This window comes from Clostridioides sp. ES-S-0190-01 (assembly GCF_020658275.1).
GTDB lineage: Bacteria > Bacillota > Clostridia > Peptostreptococcales > Peptostreptococcaceae > Clostridioides.
Window position 1 is genome coordinate 18028 of sequence record NZ_JACVWA010000021.1, and the last position, 21561, is coordinate 39588.

The 21561-nt window shown below is 28.4% G+C and carries 23 protein-coding genes and 4 tRNA genes; 24 read left to right on the forward strand and 3 right to left on the reverse strand.

All coding sequences use genetic code 11. The features are described 5' to 3' along the window. The first annotated feature begins 73 nt into the window (after positions 1-73). The 4 genes from noc (at position 74) to IC214_RS07010 (ending at position 3811) form a co-directional block, all read left to right on the forward strand. A complete protein-coding gene (gene noc / locus IC214_RS06995; RefSeq protein WP_227436562.1) occupies positions 74-859 on the forward strand; it encodes a nucleoid occlusion protein in 786 nt (261 codons plus the stop codon). Positions 860-994: 135 nt separating this feature from the next. Continuing rightward, entirely contained in the window at positions 995-1768 is a 774-nt protein-coding gene (locus tag IC214_RS07000) for a ParA family protein (protein ID WP_227436560.1), read from the forward strand. A gap of 1 nt (position 1769) precedes the next feature. Further along, positions 1770-2636: a ParB/RepB/Spo0J family partition protein gene (locus IC214_RS07005; protein ID WP_227436557.1), complete on the forward strand. Its 867-nt coding sequence runs from the start codon at positions 1770-1772 to the stop codon at positions 2634-2636. 32 nt (positions 2637-2668) lie between these two features. Continuing rightward, positions 2669-3811, forward strand: coding sequence for an aminotransferase class V-fold PLP-dependent enzyme (locus IC214_RS07010; RefSeq protein WP_227825083.1), 1143 nt, complete (start codon positions 2669-2671; stop codon positions 3809-3811). 78 nt (positions 3812-3889) lie between these two features. On the opposite strand, the gene IC214_RS07015 is transcribed toward IC214_RS07010, so the two are convergent. Continuing rightward, positions 3890-4471 carry a GerMN domain-containing protein gene (locus IC214_RS07015; protein ID WP_227436554.1) on the reverse strand — a complete coding sequence of 194 codons (582 nt, stop codon included), beginning with the start codon at positions 4469-4471 and terminating at the stop codon, positions 3890-3892. Positions 4472-4729: 258 nt separating this feature from the next. Here IC214_RS07015 and rstA point away from each other — a divergent pair, with 258 nt between their 5' ends. The 19 genes from rstA to IC214_RS07110 all read left to right on the forward strand — a co-directional run bounded on the left by rstA (position 4730) and on the right by IC214_RS07110 (position 17527). Next, positions 4730-6022, forward strand: a complete 1293-nt coding sequence (gene rstA, locus IC214_RS07020) for a toxin production/motility transcriptional repressor RstA (RefSeq protein ID WP_227436552.1) — start codon at positions 4730-4732, stop codon at positions 6020-6022. A gap of 104 nt (positions 6023-6126) precedes the next feature. Further along, entirely contained in the window at positions 6127-6714 is a 588-nt protein-coding gene (gene yedF, locus IC214_RS07025) for a sulfurtransferase-like selenium metabolism protein YedF (protein WP_227436550.1), read from the forward strand. Between the two features lie 78 nt (positions 6715-6792). Further along, positions 6793-7056 carry a DUF3343 domain-containing protein gene (locus tag IC214_RS07030; RefSeq protein WP_227436548.1) on the forward strand — a complete coding sequence of 88 codons (264 nt, stop codon included), beginning with the start codon at positions 6793-6795 and terminating at the stop codon, positions 7054-7056. Between the two features lie 14 nt (positions 7057-7070). After that, entirely contained in the window at positions 7071-7256 is a 186-nt protein-coding gene (locus tag IC214_RS07035; RefSeq protein WP_054275506.1) for a DUF951 domain-containing protein, read from the forward strand. Between the two features lie 102 nt (positions 7257-7358). Then, the gene (locus IC214_RS07040; protein ID WP_227851740.1) at positions 7359-8555 is read left to right on the forward strand and encodes a PLP-dependent aminotransferase family protein; all 1197 of its coding nucleotides are present in this window, start codon (positions 7359-7361) and stop codon (positions 8553-8555) included. A 219-nt stretch (positions 8556-8774) separates the two neighbouring features. Further along, entirely contained in the window at positions 8775-9053 is a 279-nt protein-coding gene (gene rpsF, locus IC214_RS07045; RefSeq protein ID WP_227436544.1) for a 30S ribosomal protein S6, read from the forward strand. A 36-nt stretch (positions 9054-9089) separates the two neighbouring features. Further along, the gene (locus IC214_RS07050; protein WP_227436543.1) at positions 9090-9524 is read left to right on the forward strand and encodes a single-stranded DNA-binding protein; all 435 of its coding nucleotides are present in this window, start codon (positions 9090-9092) and stop codon (positions 9522-9524) included. Positions 9525-9542: 18 nt separating this feature from the next. Continuing rightward, the gene (rpsR, locus tag IC214_RS07055) at positions 9543-9770 is read left to right on the forward strand and encodes a 30S ribosomal protein S18 (protein WP_021386573.1); all 228 of its coding nucleotides are present in this window, start codon (positions 9543-9545) and stop codon (positions 9768-9770) included. A gap of 141 nt (positions 9771-9911) precedes the next feature. Further along, entirely contained in the window at positions 9912-10232 is a 321-nt protein-coding gene (locus IC214_RS07060; RefSeq protein ID WP_227436541.1) for a MazG-like family protein, read from the forward strand. 7 nt (positions 10233-10239) lie between these two features. Beyond that, positions 10240-11196: a YybS family protein gene (locus tag IC214_RS07065; protein ID WP_227866426.1), complete on the forward strand. Its 957-nt coding sequence runs from the start codon at positions 10240-10242 to the stop codon at positions 11194-11196. A gap of 10 nt (positions 11197-11206) precedes the next feature. Further along, positions 11207-13201, forward strand: a complete 1995-nt coding sequence (locus IC214_RS07070) for a DHH family phosphoesterase (RefSeq protein WP_227436537.1) — start codon at positions 11207-11209, stop codon at positions 13199-13201. Beyond that, positions 13202-13651: a 50S ribosomal protein L9 gene (gene rplI / locus IC214_RS07075; protein ID WP_054275501.1), complete on the forward strand. Its 450-nt coding sequence runs from the start codon at positions 13202-13204 to the stop codon at positions 13649-13651. A gap of 18 nt (positions 13652-13669) precedes the next feature. Further along, the gene (gene dnaB, locus IC214_RS07080) at positions 13670-14998 is read left to right on the forward strand and encodes a replicative DNA helicase (RefSeq protein WP_227483326.1); all 1329 of its coding nucleotides are present in this window, start codon (positions 13670-13672) and stop codon (positions 14996-14998) included. Between the two features lie 204 nt (positions 14999-15202). After that, complete coding sequence (locus IC214_RS07085; RefSeq protein ID WP_227436532.1) at positions 15203-15511, forward strand: hypothetical protein; 309 nt, start codon at positions 15203-15205, stop codon at positions 15509-15511. 81 nt (positions 15512-15592) lie between these two features. Continuing rightward, entirely contained in the window at positions 15593-16882 is a 1290-nt protein-coding gene (locus IC214_RS07090; RefSeq protein WP_227866427.1) for an adenylosuccinate synthase, read from the forward strand. Positions 16883-17189: 307 nt separating this feature from the next. Beyond that, a tRNA-Lys gene (locus tag IC214_RS07095) sits at positions 17190-17265 on the forward strand. A 6-nt stretch (positions 17266-17271) separates the two neighbouring features. Beyond that, a tRNA-Glu gene (locus tag IC214_RS07100) sits at positions 17272-17346 on the forward strand. Positions 17347-17350: 4 nt separating this feature from the next. After that, a tRNA-Val gene (locus IC214_RS07105) sits at positions 17351-17426 on the forward strand. A 26-nt stretch (positions 17427-17452) separates the two neighbouring features. Beyond that, positions 17453-17527: transfer RNA gene (locus IC214_RS07110), tRNA-Thr, on the forward strand. A gap of 365 nt (positions 17528-17892) precedes the next feature. On the opposite strand, the gene IC214_RS07115 is transcribed toward IC214_RS07110, so the two are convergent. Together IC214_RS07115 and IC214_RS07120 are read right to left on the reverse strand one after the other, a co-directional pair. After that, entirely contained in the window at positions 17893-18885 is a 993-nt protein-coding gene (locus IC214_RS07115; protein WP_227436528.1) for an ATP-binding protein, read from the reverse strand. Positions 18886-18893: 8 nt separating this feature from the next. Continuing rightward, positions 18894-19952 carry a DnaD domain protein gene (locus IC214_RS07120; RefSeq protein ID WP_227436525.1) on the reverse strand — a complete coding sequence of 353 codons (1059 nt, stop codon included), beginning with the start codon at positions 19950-19952 and terminating at the stop codon, positions 18894-18896. A gap of 124 nt (positions 19953-20076) precedes the next feature. Between IC214_RS07120 and IC214_RS07125 the strand changes: the two genes are divergently transcribed. Next, on the forward strand, positions 20077-21540 hold the full coding sequence (locus IC214_RS07125; RefSeq protein WP_227831486.1) for a M1 family metallopeptidase: 1464 nt from the start codon (positions 20077-20079) through the stop codon (positions 21538-21540). The last annotated feature ends 21 nt before the right edge of the window (positions 21541-21561 follow it).

Consider the following 21561-nt stretch of genomic DNA (forward strand, 5'->3'; position numbering starts at 1 on the left):
TAGATGCAGAAATAAAATTGTATGTACATATAGAGAACAAAAATATTTATATCTAAAATAAGAGAGGTATGTTATGGAAGATAAAAGAGTTATGGAGATACCTATAGAAGATATAGTTCCAAATCCATACCAACCAAGAAAAATATTTTCACAAGTTTCATTGGAGGAATTGAGCAATTCTATAAAGGTATATGGTATAATTCAACCTATAACAGTTAGAGCAAAAGATGGTAAATATGAACTAATTGCTGGAGAAAGAAGATTAAGAGCAGCTAAGTTAGCAGAGCTTAAAACTGTACCAGCAATTATAAATAATATGAACGATGAATCTTCTGCTGTTCTAGCGTTATTAGAAAATTTGCAACGAGAAGACTTAAATTTTATTGAAGAAGCAATTGGCTATGAAAACTTAATAAAAGAGCATGCTTTTACTCAACAGCAATTAGCAGAAAAATTAGGTAAAAATCAATCTACTGTAGCAAACAAGCTTAGAATATTAAAGCTTCCAAACGATATAAAAATGAAGCTAATAGAGAATAATTTAACAGAAAGACATGCTAGGGCATTCCTTAAATTACCAAGTGAAGATTTAATGAAAAGTGTACTAGAAAAGGTCATAAAGAATGAATTGACTGTTAAAAAAACAGAAAAACTGATACAAGATATACTAGAAGAAATTGAAATTCAAGAAGAGCCTGATAAAAAACAGAATATAAAGGGTGCTATGAGTATAAGAATTTACATAAATACTATAAAGCAAGCCTTTGATGCTATATCAAATACAGGAATTGATGCTAAGTATAATGAAATAGATAAGGGAGATTATATGGAAGTTGTTGTAAAAATCCCTAAAAAATAGAGATTACTGCTTACCAGTAATCTTTTTTTTTAAAACAAGCCTTGTAATATAAATTGATTTATAGACATTATTTATAATTATAAAAGCAACTAGTCAATATTTAAAATTAATTTGATTCTTAAAGGGGGGAACATCATGGGCAAAGTTATAGCTATATTTAATCAAAAGGGCGGAGTCGGAAAAACTACAACAAATGTAAATTTAAGTGCCAGTTTAGGAACCTTAGGAAAAAAGATATTAGTATTAGATTTGGACCCTCAAGGAAATACAACTAGTGGATATGGTATTGATAAAAATGAAGTAGAAAATACAATCTATGAGATTATGTTAGATGGTTTGCATATTAAAGAAGCAATAATAAAAACAGAGTTTGAAAATGTAGATGTAGTTCCATCAGCTACGGAACTAGCAGGTGCAGAGATAGAGCTTGCATCTATAAATAATAGAGAGTATATTTTAAAAAATTCCATAAAAGTAGTAAAGGATGAATACGACTATATATTTTTGGATTGCCCACCTTCACTTGGAATGCTTACAATAAATTGTCTAACGGCTGTAGATAGTGTTTTAATTCCTATACAATGTGAATATTATGCCTTAGAAGGTGTAAGTCAATTAATGGAGACTATAAAATTAGTAAAATCAAGATTAAATACAGATATAGAAATTCAAGGTGTTGTTTTGAGTATGTTTGATGGAAGAGCCAATCTATCAATACAAGTTGTTGAAGAAGTTAAAAAGTACTTTAAAGGTAGTGTATACACTACTCTAATTCCAAGAAATGTAAGACTTGCAGAAGCTCCTAGTCATGGTAAACCAGCAATTTATTATGATAAAAGATGTAGGGGGTCTGTAGCTTATTTGGAACTAGCAGAAGAATTTATAGATTTAGAAGAGGAGGAGTGGTAGTATGGAGAATAAGTCTAAAAGAAGTAATAGATTGGGTCGAGGTCTTAGTGCATTGATACCAGAAATTAAAGGAGAAACTTCAGATAAAGAAATAGTTAATATAGATATAGACAAAATATATCCAAACGAAGTTCAGCCAAGAAAGCAATTTGATGAAGAAAAAATAAAAGTATTATCTGAGTCTATAAAAAATTATGGTGTACTACAACCAATAGTAGTTAAAAGAGATGAAAACAATAAGTACATGATAATAGCTGGTGAAAGAAGATTTAGAGCATCAAAACTTGCAAATAAAAGTCAAATACCTGCTATAATTAAAGATATAGAGATGAAAGACATAATGGAGATAGCTTTAATTGAAAACTTACAGAGAGAAGATTTAAATTCAATAGAAGAAGCACTAGCATATAAAAGTTTAATTGAGCATTATAATGTAACTCAAGAAGAAATATCAGAAGCTGTCGGTAAAAGTAGACCTCATATAACTAACACTTTGAGACTTTTAAATCTAGGACAAGATGTTATAGACATGATAGATAGTGGTAAAATCACAGCAGGTCATGGAAAGGCTCTATTAAGAATTGTAGATAAAAAATTACAACTACAAATTGCAAAAAAGATAGAAGAGGAAGAACTTTCTGTAAGAGAAGTTGAAAACATTGCAAAAAAAATATCTGAAAATAAAGAAGAAGATATGCCAAAGAAGTCTAAGCCTAAAGATGTATTTATTTTAGATGTAGAAGATAAACTTAGAAATATTTTTGGAACTAAAGTAAATATTTCCAAAGGTAAGAAAAAAGGTAAAATAGAGATAGAATACTATAATGATGATGATTTAAACAGTATTGTATCAATGCTTCTTGAATAACACACAAATATAAAATAGAGAGGACGATGAATATGATTTATCTAGACAATGCTGCAACTACATATCCAAAACCAGAAAGAGTTTATGATGCTGTTTTAGATTGTATGAAAAACTATTGTGCAAATCCAGGAAGAGCAGGGCATAAGCTTGCTATGCGAGCTGCTAGAGAAATTTATGATACAAGAGAAAATATAGCTAAGTTATTTAATGTAAGTAATCCTATGAATATAGTATTTACGTCTAATGCAACAGACTCTTTGAATTTAGCAATAAAAGGTGTATTACAAAAAGGAGATCATGTAATAACAACATCTATGGAACATAATTCAGTAATAAGACCTATAAAAGCTCTTGAGAAAAAAGGGGTTGAAAATACTGTAGTAAAATGTGATGATGAAGGTTTTTTAGATTATGAAGAGTTAGAAAAATCAATAAAGGATAACACTAAGCTGATTGTAACTACACATGCATCTAATGTATGTGGAACATTAATAGATATAAAAAAAGTTGGAGAAATAGCTAAGAAACATAATATAATATTCTTGGTAGATGCATCACAAACAGCAGGTGTTTATGATATAGATGTGAAGAAATGTAATATAGATATGTTGGCTATGCCAGGTCATAAATGCTTATTTGGACCTCAAGGAACAGGTATCTTATATGTAAGAGAAGGCCTAAATTTGAATATATTAAAAGAGGGTGGAACAGGTAGTAAATCAGAAGAAATGGTTCAACCAGAACTGTTCCCAGATAAATACGAGTCAGGAACTCATAATACTCCAGGTATAGCAGGGCTTAACCAAGGTGTATTATTTATATTTGAAAGAGGAATCAACAATATAAGACAACATGAAGAAGAATTATGTCAATATATGCTAAATAAGTTAGAAGAAGTATCAGATATAAAGATATATGGACCAAAAGACAGTAAAAAAAGAGCCTCAGTAATAGCTATAAATATAGGAAACATGGATTCTGGAGAGGTTACTTTCTTATTAGATAGTGAATATAATATAGCAACTAGATCAGGAATACATTGTTCTCCATTAGCTCATACTACTTTAGGTACGTTAAAACAAGGTGCGGTAAGATTCAGTATAGGATATTTTAATACGAAAGATGAGATAGATAAAGCAATAGATGCCTTGAAGAAAATTTCAAAAAATAAATAGTATAAATTACAACATAAAAATAGTGTCAACTTTATAGATAGTTGACACTATTTTTGTAGCTTAATATAATTTAAAAACTTACTTTAAATAATCTCCATCTTCAAGAACTATATGACCACTTTCATAGTTAGCGCCATCAACAGTAAGCTTTATTTGTTCAACATTCATGTTTTTTATGTAAGTACGTGCAACTGAATCAAGCATTAAAGTTTCTGCATCACTACCTAAGTTTGATTTTGTAAAATCAGAGTTAACATCTAATATACCAGTTTTTACACCATCAATATCTTTTGTAGTAAATGAATTTAGTTTTGCAGATTCTGGAATTACTTTAAGCTTTTGTAGTTCAGCAAATAAAGTGTTTTCATCAATTTTTTCTAAATCAACCTTATTCTCAATTAAATCTGTTTTGTCTACATCAAAAGAATAAATAACAGCAGACTCCGTCTTTTTTTCTTCCTTTGGAGCTGATGTAGACTTTTTATTAGGAACTTCTTTTTCATCATTATTTTCTTTATTGTTTTCTTCCTTTGGTTGCTCAACATTTGTATTATTTTTAGTTTCTTTTTTAGTTGCTTCATTTTGAGCATTGCTACATCCAACTGCCAATATAGATATAGATAATATACTTAACACTAACATTATTTTCTTGTTTTTCATAAAAATTACTCCTCTCAAGATACTATTCTTATATATAATTATAATCGTTATGACTGAATATATGAATACAAAATAGTAACAAATTTAAAAAATGATTTATTTAAGTTAATTAAATACAAAATAAACTAAATATTAGTTATTTTTATGGGAAATCATTTGATGTATAGAGAAAATATTGTAAAATAAAAGTAGTGTTTTTAAAATAAATATAAGTTATAATTATATTATAAAAAAATGTCTTCAAAAGGTGGGAATAGTATGGAAATTTTGAGCTTAGGAGAAAAGATTAAGAAATTAAGAAAAGAAAAAAATATGACATTAAAAGAGTTAGCTGGAGATAGAATAACAGCAGCACAAATAAGCCATATAGAGAGAGATAAATCTCATACTAGTTATGAACTGTTGGAATATCTAGGTGATAAGTTAGATGTAAGCGTGGAATATTTATTAGAAACAAAAGAAATGCAGTCAAAAAAGATAACAGATAATTTAATACTGCAAAGTGAAATTTATATAAAAGAGAATGAGTTAAACAAGGCTGAGGACCAAATAAAAGAAGTTTTAGATATATGTAAGAGATACGATTTAATGGAGAACTATGGCAGATGCAATTTTCTTATGGCTAACATTAACTTAAAAAAATCTAATTACAATAATGCTATAGAAAACTTTGAAAAGGCTTTATTTTTCTTTATAAAAAACAATGATAGTGAAAACATACTAAAGTGCTATTTAAACATAGGAAAGATATATATGCAAGAAGACTTTTATAAAGGTGCGATAAGTCACTTTAATTTTGCAGAGGAAATTTTGTCAGAGAATAAGTTTGAGGATATTAACGTATATAAGGAATTATATAGTAAGATGGCATATTGTTATATAAAATTAGATAATCCAAATATGTCATTAAAGTACATAGATAAAATAAATGAAATAGATAATAAAAATGATAGAAAAGAAGATGTCGATATTTTGGTGTTAAAAGCAAACAACATGCTTGAGATTGGAAAATATGAGGAATCAAAAGAGTATTTTAAAAAAGCACTAAAAATACTTGAAAATGAAGATAATAAAACTGGAATAGCAAATGTATACTTAACAATTTGTGATGTTTATAGAAAAATAGGTGAGACAGATAGAGTTCTTGAATATTCTCAAAAAGTGTACAACATAAAGAAAAATGATGAAGACGAATATATGATGTCAGGTTTATTCAAGATAATAGAAGCGTACATAGATAAAGAAGATTATGATTTAGCTAGAAAATATTGTAAAATAGCTTTAGCATCATCAATAAAAAATAAAAATAAGTTTAATGAGTATAAGGCATTAAAATTCTATTCTAATATGTATAAGAATCAAAATGAAATTACTCTTGCTATTGAGTATTTAATTAAATGTATAAAAATAGTATCAGACTTAGGTAATAATAAGATATTAGCAAACTTGTACATAGACTTAGGTCAATTATATTCAAGCATATCAAAAGAGAAAGAATTAGAGTACTACCAAAAGGGAGTATTTATGTATAAAAATTTAGAGATAATGTAAGTATAATAAACCTATAATAGTATAGAAACAATCTATAACAAGCAAGATAATATCTATGATAAAATATAAATTGTATGAATAATTTTAAGGAGATGAATCAAACAATGAGTATAAAAATAGATGCTAGAGGGCTTGCTTGTCCTAAACCAGTTATAAATACAAAAAAAGAATTAGATAATATAGAAGAAGGCATTGTAGTTACAACAGTTGACAATGAAACAGCAAAAGAAAATATATTAAAGCTTGCTAAATCTTTAAATTGTGAAGCAAGGATTGTTGATGAAAAAGAAAACTTAATTTCTATAGAAATTAAAAAAGGTAATAATGTTGTAGTTCAAAAAGAAGAAAGCGAACTAGAAGATACATGTGTATTTATATCTTCAGATAAGATGGGATTGGGAAATGATGAATTAGGACAAGTATTAATAAAAGGTTTTATATATACTTTAACAGAATCAAAGCCATATCCTAAACATATACTTTTAGTTAATGGAGGAGTAAAATTAAGTGCTGAAAATGAAGCAACTATAGAAAATCTTAAAATACTTGAAGATGCAGGGGTAGAAATTTTATCTTGTGGAACCTGTTTAGATTACTATAATTTAAAAGAAAAATTACAAGTTGGTTCAGTTACAAATATGTACACTATAGTTGAAACATTAAAAAATGCATCAAATACTATTTCTATATAATGTATGTTTGTTTAACAATATAAAGTTAATAGGAAATATTAAACTAAAGAAAAGTAGATAGTCAGAAAGGATTAAGCAATGAATCAAATGTATATAGTATCATTTAATTCTACACATCATGCAATAAGGTCAGAAAAGCTATTTGGTGAAAATGGTTTAAAAGTAATGGCTCTTCCAACACCAAGAGAAATAACAGCAAGCTGTGGAATATCAATTAAATTTTCTTTTGAAGATATGAAAAAAATAAAGACAATTTTAGTTGAAAATAATGTAGATATAAAGGGAATTTACTGTATAAGTAAATTAGAGGATGGCTCAAGGGAAGCAAAGAAGTTAGATTAGGAGGCTAATTATTTATGCCAATGGATTTAAAAATAGGGGATATTGTTGAATTGAAAAAACAACATGCATGTGGATGTAAAGAGTTTGAAATCGTAAGAACTGGAATGGATATAAAGATAAAATGTACGAAATGTTCAAGGCTAATAATGCTTGATAGAGAGACATTAGAAAAGAGAGTAAAAAAGCTAATAAAAAAATGATATAAATTTAACATTTAAAAAATGTCAAATACCGTATATTAATATCCAAATTTTTGGTATAATAGAAATTGAAGAAAACATTTTCATGGGGGTGCTTTAATTATGGCAGTTAAATATGCAAAAAGAATGGAAGGTTTACAAGGATCTGAAATACGTGAGCTTTTAAAACTTACTCAACAACCACAAATAATATCTTTTGCGGGTGGAATGCCTGCTCCAGAATTATTTCCAGTTGAAGAAATGAAAAAAGTATCAGTTGCAGTGCTTGAAGAAAATGGAAGATCAGCTATGCAATATACTACAACAGAAGGATATGAACCATTAAGAGAAAAAATAGCAGCTAGAATGAATGACAAAAACAAAACTAATGTAAATAAAGATGATATATTAGTTACAAGTGGTTCTCAACAAGGTCTAGATTTTGCAGGAAAAGTATTTATTGATGAAGGTGATGTAATTTTATGTGAAAGCCCATCTTACATAGGAGCTATAAATGCATTTAAATCTTACCAACCTAAATTCATAGATGTTCCAACAGATTCTAATGGAATGATAATGGAAGAACTAGAAAAAATACTAGAAACAACTGATAGAATAAAAATGATTTATGTAATACCTGATTTCCAAAATCCAACAGGAAGAACTTGGCCACTTGAAAGACGTAAAAAATTCATGGAAATAGTAAATAAATATGAAATACCAGTAATAGAAGATAATCCATATGGAGATTTAAGATTTGAGGGAGAATCTTTACCATCTTTAAAATCAATGGATACAAAAGGATTAGTAATATTCTTAGGAACTTTCTCTAAAATATTCTGCCCAGGATACAGATTAGGATGGACTTGTGCTTCTCCAGAAATACTATCTAAATTTAACTTTGCAAAACAAGGTGCAGACTTACAAGCATCAACTATATCTCAAATGGAAGTAAGTAAATTTATGGATATGTATGACTTAGATGAACACGTTGATAAAATAAAAGCTGTTTATATCAAACGTAGAGATGTTATGCTTAAGACTATGGAAGAAGAATTCCCAGAAGGATTAGTATTTACTCATCCAGAAGGTGGATTATTTACATGGGTAGAGCTTCCAAGTAATTTAAATGCTAAAGAATTAATGCCAAAATGCTTAGAAAAGAATGTTGCTTATGTTGCTGGAGGAGGATTCTTCCCTAATGGTGGTAGAGAAAATACTTTCAGACTTAACTATTCAAATATGCCAGAAGAAAAAATAATAGAAGGTATCAAAAACATAGCATCAGTTTTAAAAGAAGCTATGGGTGTTGAAGCTTAATTAAAAATAATAACTTAAGATATATTATAAGGGATGGCAATAGCCATCCCTTGTTAATTTAAAAAATATATTTCACCTTATATTAAATATTAAAATTTGTCCAAAATTTAAATTGACATAAATAAGAAAAAATGATAAAATGTATAGGTATGAGATTTTAGTCTCATTTCTCTGCTCTAAGAGTGTAGAGCCGTTAAGTCCAAAGGGAGGTGAATTATAGTGAGAAATTATGAATTAGTTTATGTAGTAAAGCCAAACTCTGATGAAGAAACAAGAGAAGCTGTACTAAACAAAGTTAAGGAAGTTGTTGCAACTGAAGGAGAAATAGTTAAAGTTGATACTTGGGGAACTAAAAAATTAGCTTATCCAATAGCTAAGTTTACAGAAGGTTTCTATGTGTTAGTTAACTTCAAATCAGCAGTAGACGTTCCTAAAGAAATAGACAGAAACTTAAAGATAAATGAAAACGTAATAAGACACATGATAGTTGTTGCTTAACAACTAGTTTTATTATAAAAAATAGGTGGTGTTTTTATGAATCAAGTTGTATTAGTGGGAAGGTTAACTAAAGACCCTGAATTAAGATACATCCCAGGTACAGGAACACCAGTGGCATCATTTACAATAGCCATTGATAGAGACTATGTAAAAAAAGATGGATCTAAAGAAACTGATTTTATACCTGTTGAAGTAATGGGTAAATCCGCTGAATTTTGTGCCAACTACATAACTAAAGGTAGATTAGTTGCACTTCAAGGATCGATAAGAGTAGACAATTATCAGACACAATCAGGCGAAAAAAGAACTTTTACAAAAGTAAGTACTAGATCGGTACAAGCTTTAGATAGCAAGAATAAATCGGAAAATTCATATAAAGAGAGTGCTCCAGCTTTTGAGCCAAGCTTTGAACCTCAAGGGTTAGACCCACAAGGTTTCCAAGCTATAGATGATGACGATATACCATTTTAAAAAGGAGGGAAAAAAGTCATGATGAATAAAAAAAGACGTAAGAAAAAAAGAGTTTGTCAATTTTGTGCTGACAAAAACGCTAAAATAGATTACAAAAGTACTCAGAGATTACAAAAGTATATAACTGAAAGAGGAAAGATATTACCAAGAAGAATATCTGGAACTTGTGCTAAGCATCAAAGAGAATTAACAGTTGCTATAAAAAGATCAAGAAATATAGCACTTTTACCATATACATTAGATTAAAAAATGAGCCTTGTGCTCATTTTTTATTATAGATATTTATATAAGTAAATGAGACGAGCTATAACGCTCGTTTTTTTGTTTATATACTTAAATATATTATTATTTATGATATAATATTATATATTAAGGAGGGTTGCAAACGTGAAAATAGATAAAGGTTCTGAGATAACAAGAAACATAAAGATAATAGAGTGGATGAAAACAGAAATATTAATGAGTGTAAGTGATTTGTTTAACTTATTATTTAAAGGGGTAAAACCTTTAGATGAGGCAATTCAAGATACTCTAGCAAATATAATAATGATAACATATCTCTTAGCAAAGAGATTAGGAATTAGTTTTAGAGACGTAGATTATAAAGTCAAGGAAAAAATAAAAATTGGTATAGAGGAAGACCATAGTGTTGAAAGATGGTATGGAGATTTATCTAACTTAAAAAAACATATGGATAATAGGGAGTGATATTAAATTGAATAATAAAATTAGACTATCTAAAGCCATGTCTATAATAGTTTTAGCTATAATAATTGCTTTAGTAATAGCCTATATTCCAATGCTAGGAATGTTTAGCATATTAGCAGCTGTCCCATATGTAATTATAGGTGCCATCACTGATAAAAAGTATTCTTTTTTATCTATTTTGATTACATTTTGTGTGCTAGTTTTATTTGCAGACATTTCGTATGCATTAAATATATGTATAATGTATTCTTTGCCAGGCATAGCAATAGGAAAGATGCTAAAGAGAAGTTTTGAGCAAGAAGATAGTAATAAATTTGAACCAATATATGGAGGAACAATAATATTTGTGCTTGCAATGGTTGTGTATTTCTTTGTATTGAAGACATTTTTAAATGTAAATTTATTAGATGAAGTTTCTAAAATGATAACAGAAATCGTAAATATTCAAAAAAATAGTTTTTCTGCAACTGAGCTTAAAGTATTTGATAAAATGAAGCCAGATGAAGTTGTAAGTTATTTTACAAATATGCTACCAATGATGTTATTCTTACAAGGTTTATTATCAGCATTTGTAACATATTATTTAAGCGTATTCTTTATCAAAAGGATTACAAATTTGAATATAAGATTTCCTAAATTTGCTGACTTTTATTTACCAGGAAATGCTATAGTCACAACTTTTTTACTTTATTTATTAGTCTTATTTATTGAAATTATTGGCTCAAAATTATATACAGAATTAATAATGACTAATTTACAGCTAGTTTTTAACTTAATGTTTGTAATTCAAGGAATAGCAGTTTGTATTTATTATTTAAAGAAATGGATAAGACAAGGGCCAAATAAAATTATGTTTCTTTCAGGGATAATTTTATGTTTATTTGGATTTATGGGAATATCTTTTGTTGGTATGGTAGATAGTATAATTGACTTTAGAAAGGTGAGAAGTTATAAATCCACTTAGGAGGATAGAAATGAGTAATAAACAAACCTTTAAATTAAATATGCCAGAAATAAATTTATATATAATTATTATTGGTATTTCTAGTATAATTTTGCTTTATTACAACTTGTATGTAGGGTGTTTATTTTTCTGTATTTTTGCATATATGGTTTTTCACAATTGGAGAACAACTAATATTAGACGTCATGAATGGACAGAGTATATTCAAAATTTATCTTTAGATATAGATGAAACAACTAAGAAAGCTATAATAAATCTTCCAATACCACTATGTATTCTAGAATTTGATGGAAATATATCATGGTATAATGGAAAGTTTTATGATATGATTGGTCAAAAAGATTTACTTGATAAAAATATAGAAGATATAGTTAAAAATCTTAATTTAAGAAAAGTATTAAATGAAAATAAAGAGATGTACACTGAAATAAACTATAAGGATAGAGAATATACAATAGTTTATAATGTTATAAAAAATGATCAAGAAAAAAATCCTAAATATTTAATGATATTATACTGGATAGATAAGACAGAATATTTACAAGTAAAACAAGATTATGATGATGAAAAAGATGCAATGATGTTAATACAAGTAGATGGATATGATGAAGTATTAAAAAGTGCAGCAGAAGATAAGAGAGCTTTAATTAATGTTGAAGTAGAAAAAATACTTTCTGCTTTAGAATTAAATTCAAATGGTGCTTTGAGAAGGACTTCAAAAGATAAATTCTTCTTGGTAATGCATAAAAAAGAGTTAAAAAAATTGGAAGCTGAGAAGTTTTCTATTTTAGATACAATAAGACATATTGATTATGGAAATAATCTTCCTGTTACAATAAGTATAGGAATTGGTATAGATGGAGATACATTAAATGAGAACCTAAAACTTGCTACAGGTGCTCTTGATTTAGCACTTGGTAGAGGAGGAGACCAAGCTGTTGTAAAGACAAAAGATAAGTTTGTATTTTATGGTGGAAAGTCTAAGGCTGTAGAAAAGAAAACAAAAGTAAAATCTAGACTTATAGGTCATGCTCTGAGAGAGGTTATACAAGAAAGCGATCATGTTTATATAATGGGTCATAAATATCCTGACATGGACGCTATGGGAGCCGCAGTTGGGGTTTATGATATATGTAAATCTTGCAATAAGACAGCAAATATAGTTTTACAATCTGTAAATGAATCTATAGAGATATTTATAAACAAAATAAATGAAAGTAATTATTATAAGAAGTTGTTTATTGGAAAAGAGGAGGCTATTGATAACTGTACTAAAAATACACTAGTTGTTGTAGTTGATACTCATAGACCTAATTATACTGAATGTGAAGAACTCTTAAAGTTATCAGAGAAGGTAGTAGTAATAGACCATCATAGAAGAGGTGTAGAGTTTATAAATGATGCAGTGCTTTTATTCCATGAAATATATGTATCTTCAACATGTGAAATGGTTACAGAATTAGTTCAGTATATGGATGAAGAGGTAACAATCAATAAACTTACAGCTGAAGGTCTTTTAGCAGGAATAAGCTTAGATACTAAAAACTTTGCATTTAAAACAGGTGTGAGGACATTTGAAGCTGCTTCTTACCTTAGAAAAGTTGGAGCAGATACAATAGAAGTCAAGAAGTTTTTCAATTCTGATGTAAAAGATTTTATAATAAAGGCTGAAATAATTCAAAGTACAAAGATAATTAATAATAGAATATGTCTAGCATATTCAAGTACAGAAATAGATAGTATAAACGTCATAATAGCTCAAACTGCTGATGAGCTATTAAATATAAAAGAAGTAGAAGCCTCCTTTGTATTAGGAGAAAAAGATGATACTATATTTATAAGTGCAAGGTCTTTGGGGCAAATAAATGTACATGTACTTATGGAAAAATTAGGAGGCGGGGGACATATAGATATAGCTGGTGCACAGTTAAAAAATGTTTCTCTAAAAGAAGCTTACAAGATAGTAAATAAAATAATAGAGGAGTATTTAGAGGAGGAAGAATAGATGAAAGTTATATTATTAAAAGATGTAAAAGGAACTGGTAAAAAAGGGGAAATGAAAGAAGTAAGTGATGGATATGCAAGAAATTTCTTATTTCCTAAGAAAATGGCTGTGCAAGCAGATAGTGTAGCAATCAAGGAATTAAATGAAAAGAATAAATCTAAAGAAATAAAAGCTCAAAAAGAATATGAAGAAGCTGTTTTACTAGGAAAACAAATGGAAGAAATTAATATAGAAATATATTCAAAATCAGGTGAAGGTGGAAGATTATTTGGTTCAATAACAGCCAAAGAGATAGCTGAGCAATTGAAGAAACAAAAAGATATAGATGTAGACAAAAGAAAGATTTTATTAGATGAACCAATAAGAACTTTAGGTTCAACATTTGTAGAAATAAAAATACATCAAAAAGTAACTACTAAAATAAGAGTAGATGTAAAAGAAAAACAGTAATAACTAGAGGTGATAAAGATGGAAGACATGACGAGAATTCCTCCTCACAGTGTAGAATCAGAGCAGTCAATATTAGGTTCTATACTGCTAGACAAAGATGCTATAATAACAGTTACAGAAACTATAAGGCCTGATGACTTCTATAAAGAGGCTCACAAAATAATATATGAATGTATGATAACTTTAAGCAATAAAGGTGAGCCTATAGACTTAATAACATTGACAGAAGAGCTAAGAAAACAAGGGCATCTTAATGATATTGGAGGAATCAGTTATATTACAAGTCTTTCTACAATAGTGCCAACAACTTCAAATGTAAAATACTATGCTGATATAGTAAAAGAAAAGTCTGTACTTAGAAAGCTTATAAAAGCATCTAATGAAATAATAAATCTAGGATATAGTGGAGCAACGAAAATTGAAGATGTTTTGGAACAAGCTGAAAAGAGAATATTTGATATATCACAGGAAAAAACTAGTGACGATTTTAAATCTATAAACTTAGTTTTGATGGATGCCTATGATATGATAGAAAAATTATATACAAATAAAAGCGATGTAACTGGTATAACTACTGGTTTTAAAGATTTAAATAAAAAAATAAATGGGCTTCAAAGAACAGATTTAATATTAGTTGCGGCAAGACCTGCAATGGGTAAAACGGCCTTTTCTTTAAATTTAGTACAAAATGCAGCTTTAAAAGGAGATGCTTCTGTAGCTGTGTTTAGTTTAGAGATGTCAAAAGAACAGTTAGTACAACGTATGCTATCTTCGCAATCTAGTGTAGAATTGAAAAAGATAAAGACTGGAACACTTAATGATAATGATTGGCCTAGGATTATAGATGCAATGGCAGTACTGTCAGATGCAAAAATACACATAGATGATACTCCTGGAATAAAAATATCAGAATTAAGGTCAAAGTGCAGAAAGTTAAAGATAGAAAAAGGTCTAGATTTAGTGCTTATAGATTATCTTCAACTTATGGAAGGTGAAGGTAATAATGAAAGTAGACAACAAGAAATATCTAAAATATCAAGGTCATTAAAAGTATTAGCAAAAGAATTAAATTGTCCTGTAGTAGCATTATCTCAGTTATCACGTGCCCCAGAGCAAAGAGCAGACCATAGACCTATGTTATCTGATTTAAGAGAATCTGGAGCAATTGAGCAGGATGCAGATATAGTTATGTTTTTGTATAGAGATGAATACTATCATGCTGATTCTGAGAGTAAAAATATAGGAGAAATAATAATAGCAAAAAATAGACATGGTGAAACTGGTTCTGTGGAACTAGTTTGGCTTGGTGAGGTTCAAAGATTTGGGGATAAGTTGAGAGACCTATAATTTAACTAATATCCACAGAACATCCTTTCTTTCTACAGGAAAAATGTGGATACATGTCACTAAATATGTCTAAACCTTGAAATTTAGCTAAAAAATTATCCACACTATCCACAGATAGCCTGTTGATAAGTGTGAATAAGTAGATAAAGCAAGCTTTTAGCTTGCTTTATCTGTGTATAAGTATTAATTATCAGGAGGAATAATATGGAAAAAATAAGCTTAAAATGTATATATCCCAATATAATTAAAGTACTTGATGAAATAAACTTATTTAGGATAGTTGATAATAATTTAAAAGAATCAATTGTTGTTTATGCTAGTATTGTGGACAATCAATATCATATAAACATGACTAATACAAACTTTGGAAATATAATTAATGTATGTAAATTAGAAAAACTTTTAGACGTGGACAAGTTTATAGAAAAAGTTATAAAAAATAGCACAGAAATTAAAAAAATAGATGACTTTTCAAAAATAGAAGAGTATCTGTTAAATATTGGAGAACGTTAAAAAAGTTGAAAAAAATACGAATATTTGATAGAATAAATAAGTAAAGCGTTCGAGAGTATATAAAATATAGAGGTGAATTACATGAAAACAGTTGCAATTGTTGGTTCTCAATGGGGAGATGAAGGTAAAGGTAAAGTTATCGATTATCTTGCTACTCAAGCAGATGTAGTAGTAAGAGGACAAGGTGGAAATAATGCAGGTCATACATTAGTTGTTGAAGGTAAAAAATATGCATTACACTTAATTCCATCTGGAGTTTTAAATCCAAAGACAGTGAACATAATCGGAAATGGAATAGTATTTGACCCTAAAGGATTCTTAGAAGAATTAGAAATGTTTAAAGCAGATAATATAAATACAGAAAACATAAAAATTAGCGATAGAGCTCATGTTATATTCCCATACCATAAAGAGCTAGATGCATTATCAGAAGAAGCTAGAGGCGATTTAAAGATAGGTACGACAAAAAAAGGTATTGGACCTTGCTATATGGATAAGACAGAGAGATCTGGAATCAGAATATGTGATTTAATGGATAAAGATAAATTTGCCATAAAATTAAAGGCTCAGATAGAAGCTAAAAACAAATTAGTTAGAAACATATATGGAAAAGAAGAATTATTTGATTTTGAAGCTATATATAATGAATATATTGGGTACGCAGAACAAATAAAAAAATATGTAGCAGATACATCAGTTATTGTATATGATGCAGTAAAAGCAGGTAAAAAAGTGTTATTTGAAGGAGCACAAGGTACTTTATTAGACTTAGACTTAGGAACTTATCCATTTGTTACATCTTCTCATCCAATATCTGGGGGATTTGCTATTGGTGCAGGTATAGGACCAAATATGATAAAGGATGTTGTTGGTATAGTAAAAGCTTATACTACAAGAGTTGGAGAAGGTCCATTTGTTACAGAACAAATAAATGAAACTGGTGATAAGATAAGAGAACAAGGGAATGAATTTGGAGTAACTACTGGTAGACCAAGAAGATGCGGGTGGTTTGATGCTGTTATAGTAAAATATGCAGCTAGAGTTAATGGATTAACTAGTATTTCATTTATGTTATTAGATGTGTTAACTGGATTTGACAAAATTAAAGTTTGTACATCTTATAAAATGGACGATAAAATAATAACAGATTTCCCAGCTTCTTTAGATGATTTAGCAAAATGTGAACCTATATATGAAGAATTAGATGGATGGAATGAAGATATAACTCAAGTAGACAATTTTGATGACCTTCCAGAAAATGCAAAGAAATATATTGCTAAAATAGAAGAGTTGATTGGAGTAAGTGTAGATATGGTTTCTGTTGGGCCTAATAGAGCTCAAACTATAATAAGAAAAAACATATTTGCTTAGTATCTTAAGTAAGTGATTTAAATTATAAATGATTAAAAAAAGAGTATCTCAAGATAATACTTACAATTATTAGAGATGCTCTTTTATATTGAGTTAAAATTATTTATGTATATTTTAATAAAATTAAGGTCGAATTTGTCCCCTTGAATTAGATGTCTTATTTAGATGATTTTGTTGAAAATCAATGATTCAGGATTATTTTAATTATGTACTAAAAAAAATAAAAAAAACTGTTGACTAAAAGTTATACAGCAGTTATAATATAACTTGTGAGTGAAAGAAACGACGAAAAAAGTCGAAAAAATGTGGTCTATTAGCTCAGTCGGTAGAGCACCTGACTTTTAATCAGGGTGTCCCGCGTTCGAGTCGCGGATAGATCACCAAATCATGGCTCGTTGGTCAAGAGGTTAAGACACCGCCCTTTCACGGCGGTAACAGGGGTTCAATTCCCCTACGAGTCACCAATATGGGACTATAGCTCAGCTGGGAGAGCACCTGCCTTACAAGCAGGGGGTCACAGGTTCGAGCCCTGTTAGTCCCACCAGTTTTTAGATGAAAAATACTATATATGCTGGTGTGGCTCAACGGTAGAGCAGCTGACTTGTAATCAGCAGGTTGTAGGTTCGATTCCTATCACCAGCTCCACAAAATACATACATGTAAATTAATATAATTTTCTATGCTACAGGATACTTTTAGGTATCTTTTTTTTAATTGCGTCAAAAATTAATTATAATTAAATTTTTAAATATTATACAATATCATATATTTAGAAACAGAGTCTATAAATGTACTATAATAAATTTAAATAATGCAATATATTAAGAATGATATTAATATATATAAAATTACAAACTAGATAAATGATTAGTATATTAAAAGGTATATTAGGAATATAATTAGAAAAACTGAATGGATAATGTGATTATATAGTATAAGTTTTAAACAGAGAAGCAAGTATGTTCTTACCTCTCTATTTAAAAATAAAAAAATGTTTTTTAAGGGCTACGTTATTTAAATCTCTCCCATCTCAAATCATCTCCAGTAAATTCTAAAATTCTAAACTTATCTAAAATCCTAGATAGAATTCTTTGAGTATAAGTATTTCCTATTTGAGATGGTGTTAAGTTGGTTGATATAATAATCTTTTTACCAGCAACAAGTCTTGTGTTTACAATATTGAAAATCTCTCCACTAGTAAAAGAATTATTAAGTTCAGTGCCAAGGTCATCTATTATTAATAAATCACAATCAAACAAGTTTTTATAATTTTCTTCACTTATTTGATTGTTTGGGTCTCTTCTAAATTTATAGTCTTCAAGAATATCTAAAATTCTAAAAGATGTTTGATAAATTACAACATTACCTTTGTCTAACAATTCTTTTGCAATACAGTTACACATATATGTTTTACCTAGTCCAGTAGAACCATAAAACAATAAGTTTTCACTATTATCTACCTTAAAGTCATGAACAAAATTTTCGCAGATACTTAGATTATTTAACATATTTTCTCTTGGAGATATTTCTCCATCAGGACTCTTTTTAGGAGAAAATATATTCAAGTTAAAATTCGAAAAATTTTCCTGACTTAAAATTCTATCTAAATTAGACATTTTATAAGCCTCATTTACAATTTCTTGTTTTAGACAAGAACATTTTTCACCATTAGGTAAAAATCCTTTGTCTTTACAAGAGTCACATTGAAACTTTATTTCTAAGTAATCAAGAGATATGTTGTTTTTAACTAAAAGTTCTTCTTTTCTCAATTTTAAAGATTCTATAGTTTTCTTAGACTCATTTACAATTTCATCTTTAGATTTAGGATTTAAAAGAACTGTTTTAGCTAAGTTAAGACCTATTTTAGAAATATCATCATCTATAGATTTTATCTCAGGAATTCTATTATAGACCTCATTTTTTCTATGTTCCAATAGTAGCTCATTTTTATCTCTTTTATTGGCATATTTAGCCAGTATTTTTCTTATTTTATCTTCATTCATTTAATCACCTACTTAAACTTTTCTTTTTGACTTTTTTTAATAATTTCATCGAGTTCATCAGATGTATATTGAGTAAATGTTTCGTTGAAATTATGAAACTTAGTTTTCTTGTAAGTATTGTTGTTTTGAGTAGTATTAATCTGCTTCTTATTAATATTCTCCTTAACTATACGTTCTTCCTCTTTTTGCTTTAAATCATTTAAATTTTTTATATTTTTTTCGTGCCAATTTTTAATTATTCCATTTATATAAGATATACTTGGGTTTGGTATATTCTTAGATTTAGAACATGCATTTACTATTAAGTCCATATCCATGTCAAATTTATCAAACCAAGCATCCATGAGTTCTTTTTCTGATTTCGTTGCTTGTCTTGAAAATCCCAATTCATTGAAAATAGTTTTATATAAAATATATCGTTCACTTCTAATCAAGAAGCTGTCTTCAACATCTTTTGGGGTATATAAATTTGAATCATACCAGTTTCTAATAATGCCTTCGATGTATTTAACTGGTTTAGATGTACCAGTTTTATCTTTAACATATTCATAAGCACAAAGTATCATATCAGGGCCCATGTTGTATTTATTCATTATATCCATAATACTTATTTTTTCACTTGGGTCAAGATATCGACCAACTATTTTATTTATAGAATTGAACATCTTTCTAATACTTGGATTTTCAGAAGTAGATACAACTTTATCTGTATTAGATTTTACAGATGAATTATTACCTAATATATTTTCGATATAGAAATTTTTTAAATCTAAAAATTCTATTGAATAATTAAAATTATCATATTCTCCATTATCATGTATTTTTATAATCTTTTTTTCTTCCCAGAATTTCCAAGCAGATAGTACATCAGACAAAGGTATATTTAGGTTCTTGGCTATTGAGCTATTGTCAAACTTAGGATTAGAAGTAATATCACATGCCTGTCTATAGCCTAAAAGATAAACTTTTACGTATAACCCATCCGCCATTGGCATAAATATATCTATAAAGATATTGGGAATAGTGATTTCACCTAAATCTATTTCATTGCTTTCTTTGAAAAACATTTTATCACCTCAGATTAAATTATATCATTTTTTGTATTACATTTGGTTGTAAACAAATAAAAGGTCATAAGATTAGCATGTAAATATTTTCTAAAAGTATTCATTTTAAAAAGGAGGAGATATTTTGGTTATAAAATTCAACCAAAAAGTAAGAAGAACATTATCAGTAGCAATTTTATTTATGGTACTAATAATAGGTTGCTTCATAGAAAAGGATGACAGTTTAGAAACGTACAAAGAAAAATCTAATTCAAAGATAAATCAATATAATATGGATGTTATATTTGATGATGAAACTAAGAGGTTAATGTGCAATCAGAGTGTTGAGTACATAAATAAGACAAAATCAAACATGGATAAAATATATTTCCATATATATCCGAATGCTTTTTCTAAAAAAGAATTTGCTCCTTTTGAAAAAGATGAGATGACAAGAGCCTATCCTAATGGATTCAATGAAGGATATATAGATATAAAAAACATACTAAATAATAGCAGTAAAATGGAATATAAAATCAAAGGAGATAAAAATGATATACTAGAAATAGAATTGGGGAAAGAGTTAAAGCCAAATGAAAAGATATCTCTGGATATAAAATATAACGTAAAAATACCAAACTCAGTGGGAAGATTTGGATATGGAGAAAACACTATAAATATTACTAATTGGTTTCCTATAGCTTGTGTTAATGATGAAAGAGGATGGAATCTAAAGAGTTATGAAACTATTGGGGACCCATTTTATAGTGAAACTAGTGATTTTCATGTGAAACTATTGATTCCAAATAAGTATAAGATTGCTCATACAGGTAAACTTGTTAATGACAAACATGATAACAAGAAAATGTTGTATGAGATAGAAGCTGAAAACGTTAGGGATTTTGCATTTATATTAAGTAGTAAATTTGATGTAAATAAAGTTGATTCAAAAGGTGTAGCTATTAGTACATACAATTTAAATAAGAAACTTTCTAGCAGAGCAACAGAGATTGCAAAAGATTCAATAAATATATTTAGTGAGTTGTTTGGCAAATACCCATATAAAGAATATTCTGTTGTAGCAAGTGATTTCTTTATAGGTGGAATGGAATATCCAATGCTTGTTATGATAGACCAAAGCTTATATAATGAAAAAAATGAGTTTTTACTTGAGTATGTTATAGCACATGAAACAGCACATCAATGGTGGTATTCTGCTGTTGGAAATGATGAAATAAGTGAACCTTGGTTAGACGAAGCACTTACTGAATATTCTACAATAGTTTATTTTGAACAAAAATATGGAAAAGAAATGGCAAATAAACTTATAAAAACTATGCAAATACAAACAAAGAGTTATTTGAGTGAAAACATATTTAAACCATCAAATGAGTATAAAAATTCTACTGAATACAGTTTAAATGTTTATACAAAAGGAGCAACAGCTTTTAATGAAGTAAGAAAAGAAGTTGGAGATAAGGTATTCTTTGAAACACTAAATGAATATTACAATAAATACAAATATAAAAATGCCAATGGAAGAGCTTTTGTAGAGTTATGGAACAGTAAAGGGGTAGATATAAATAAGATTATAAGTGAATACAAGTAAATTTCGTACAGAGTATTAAAT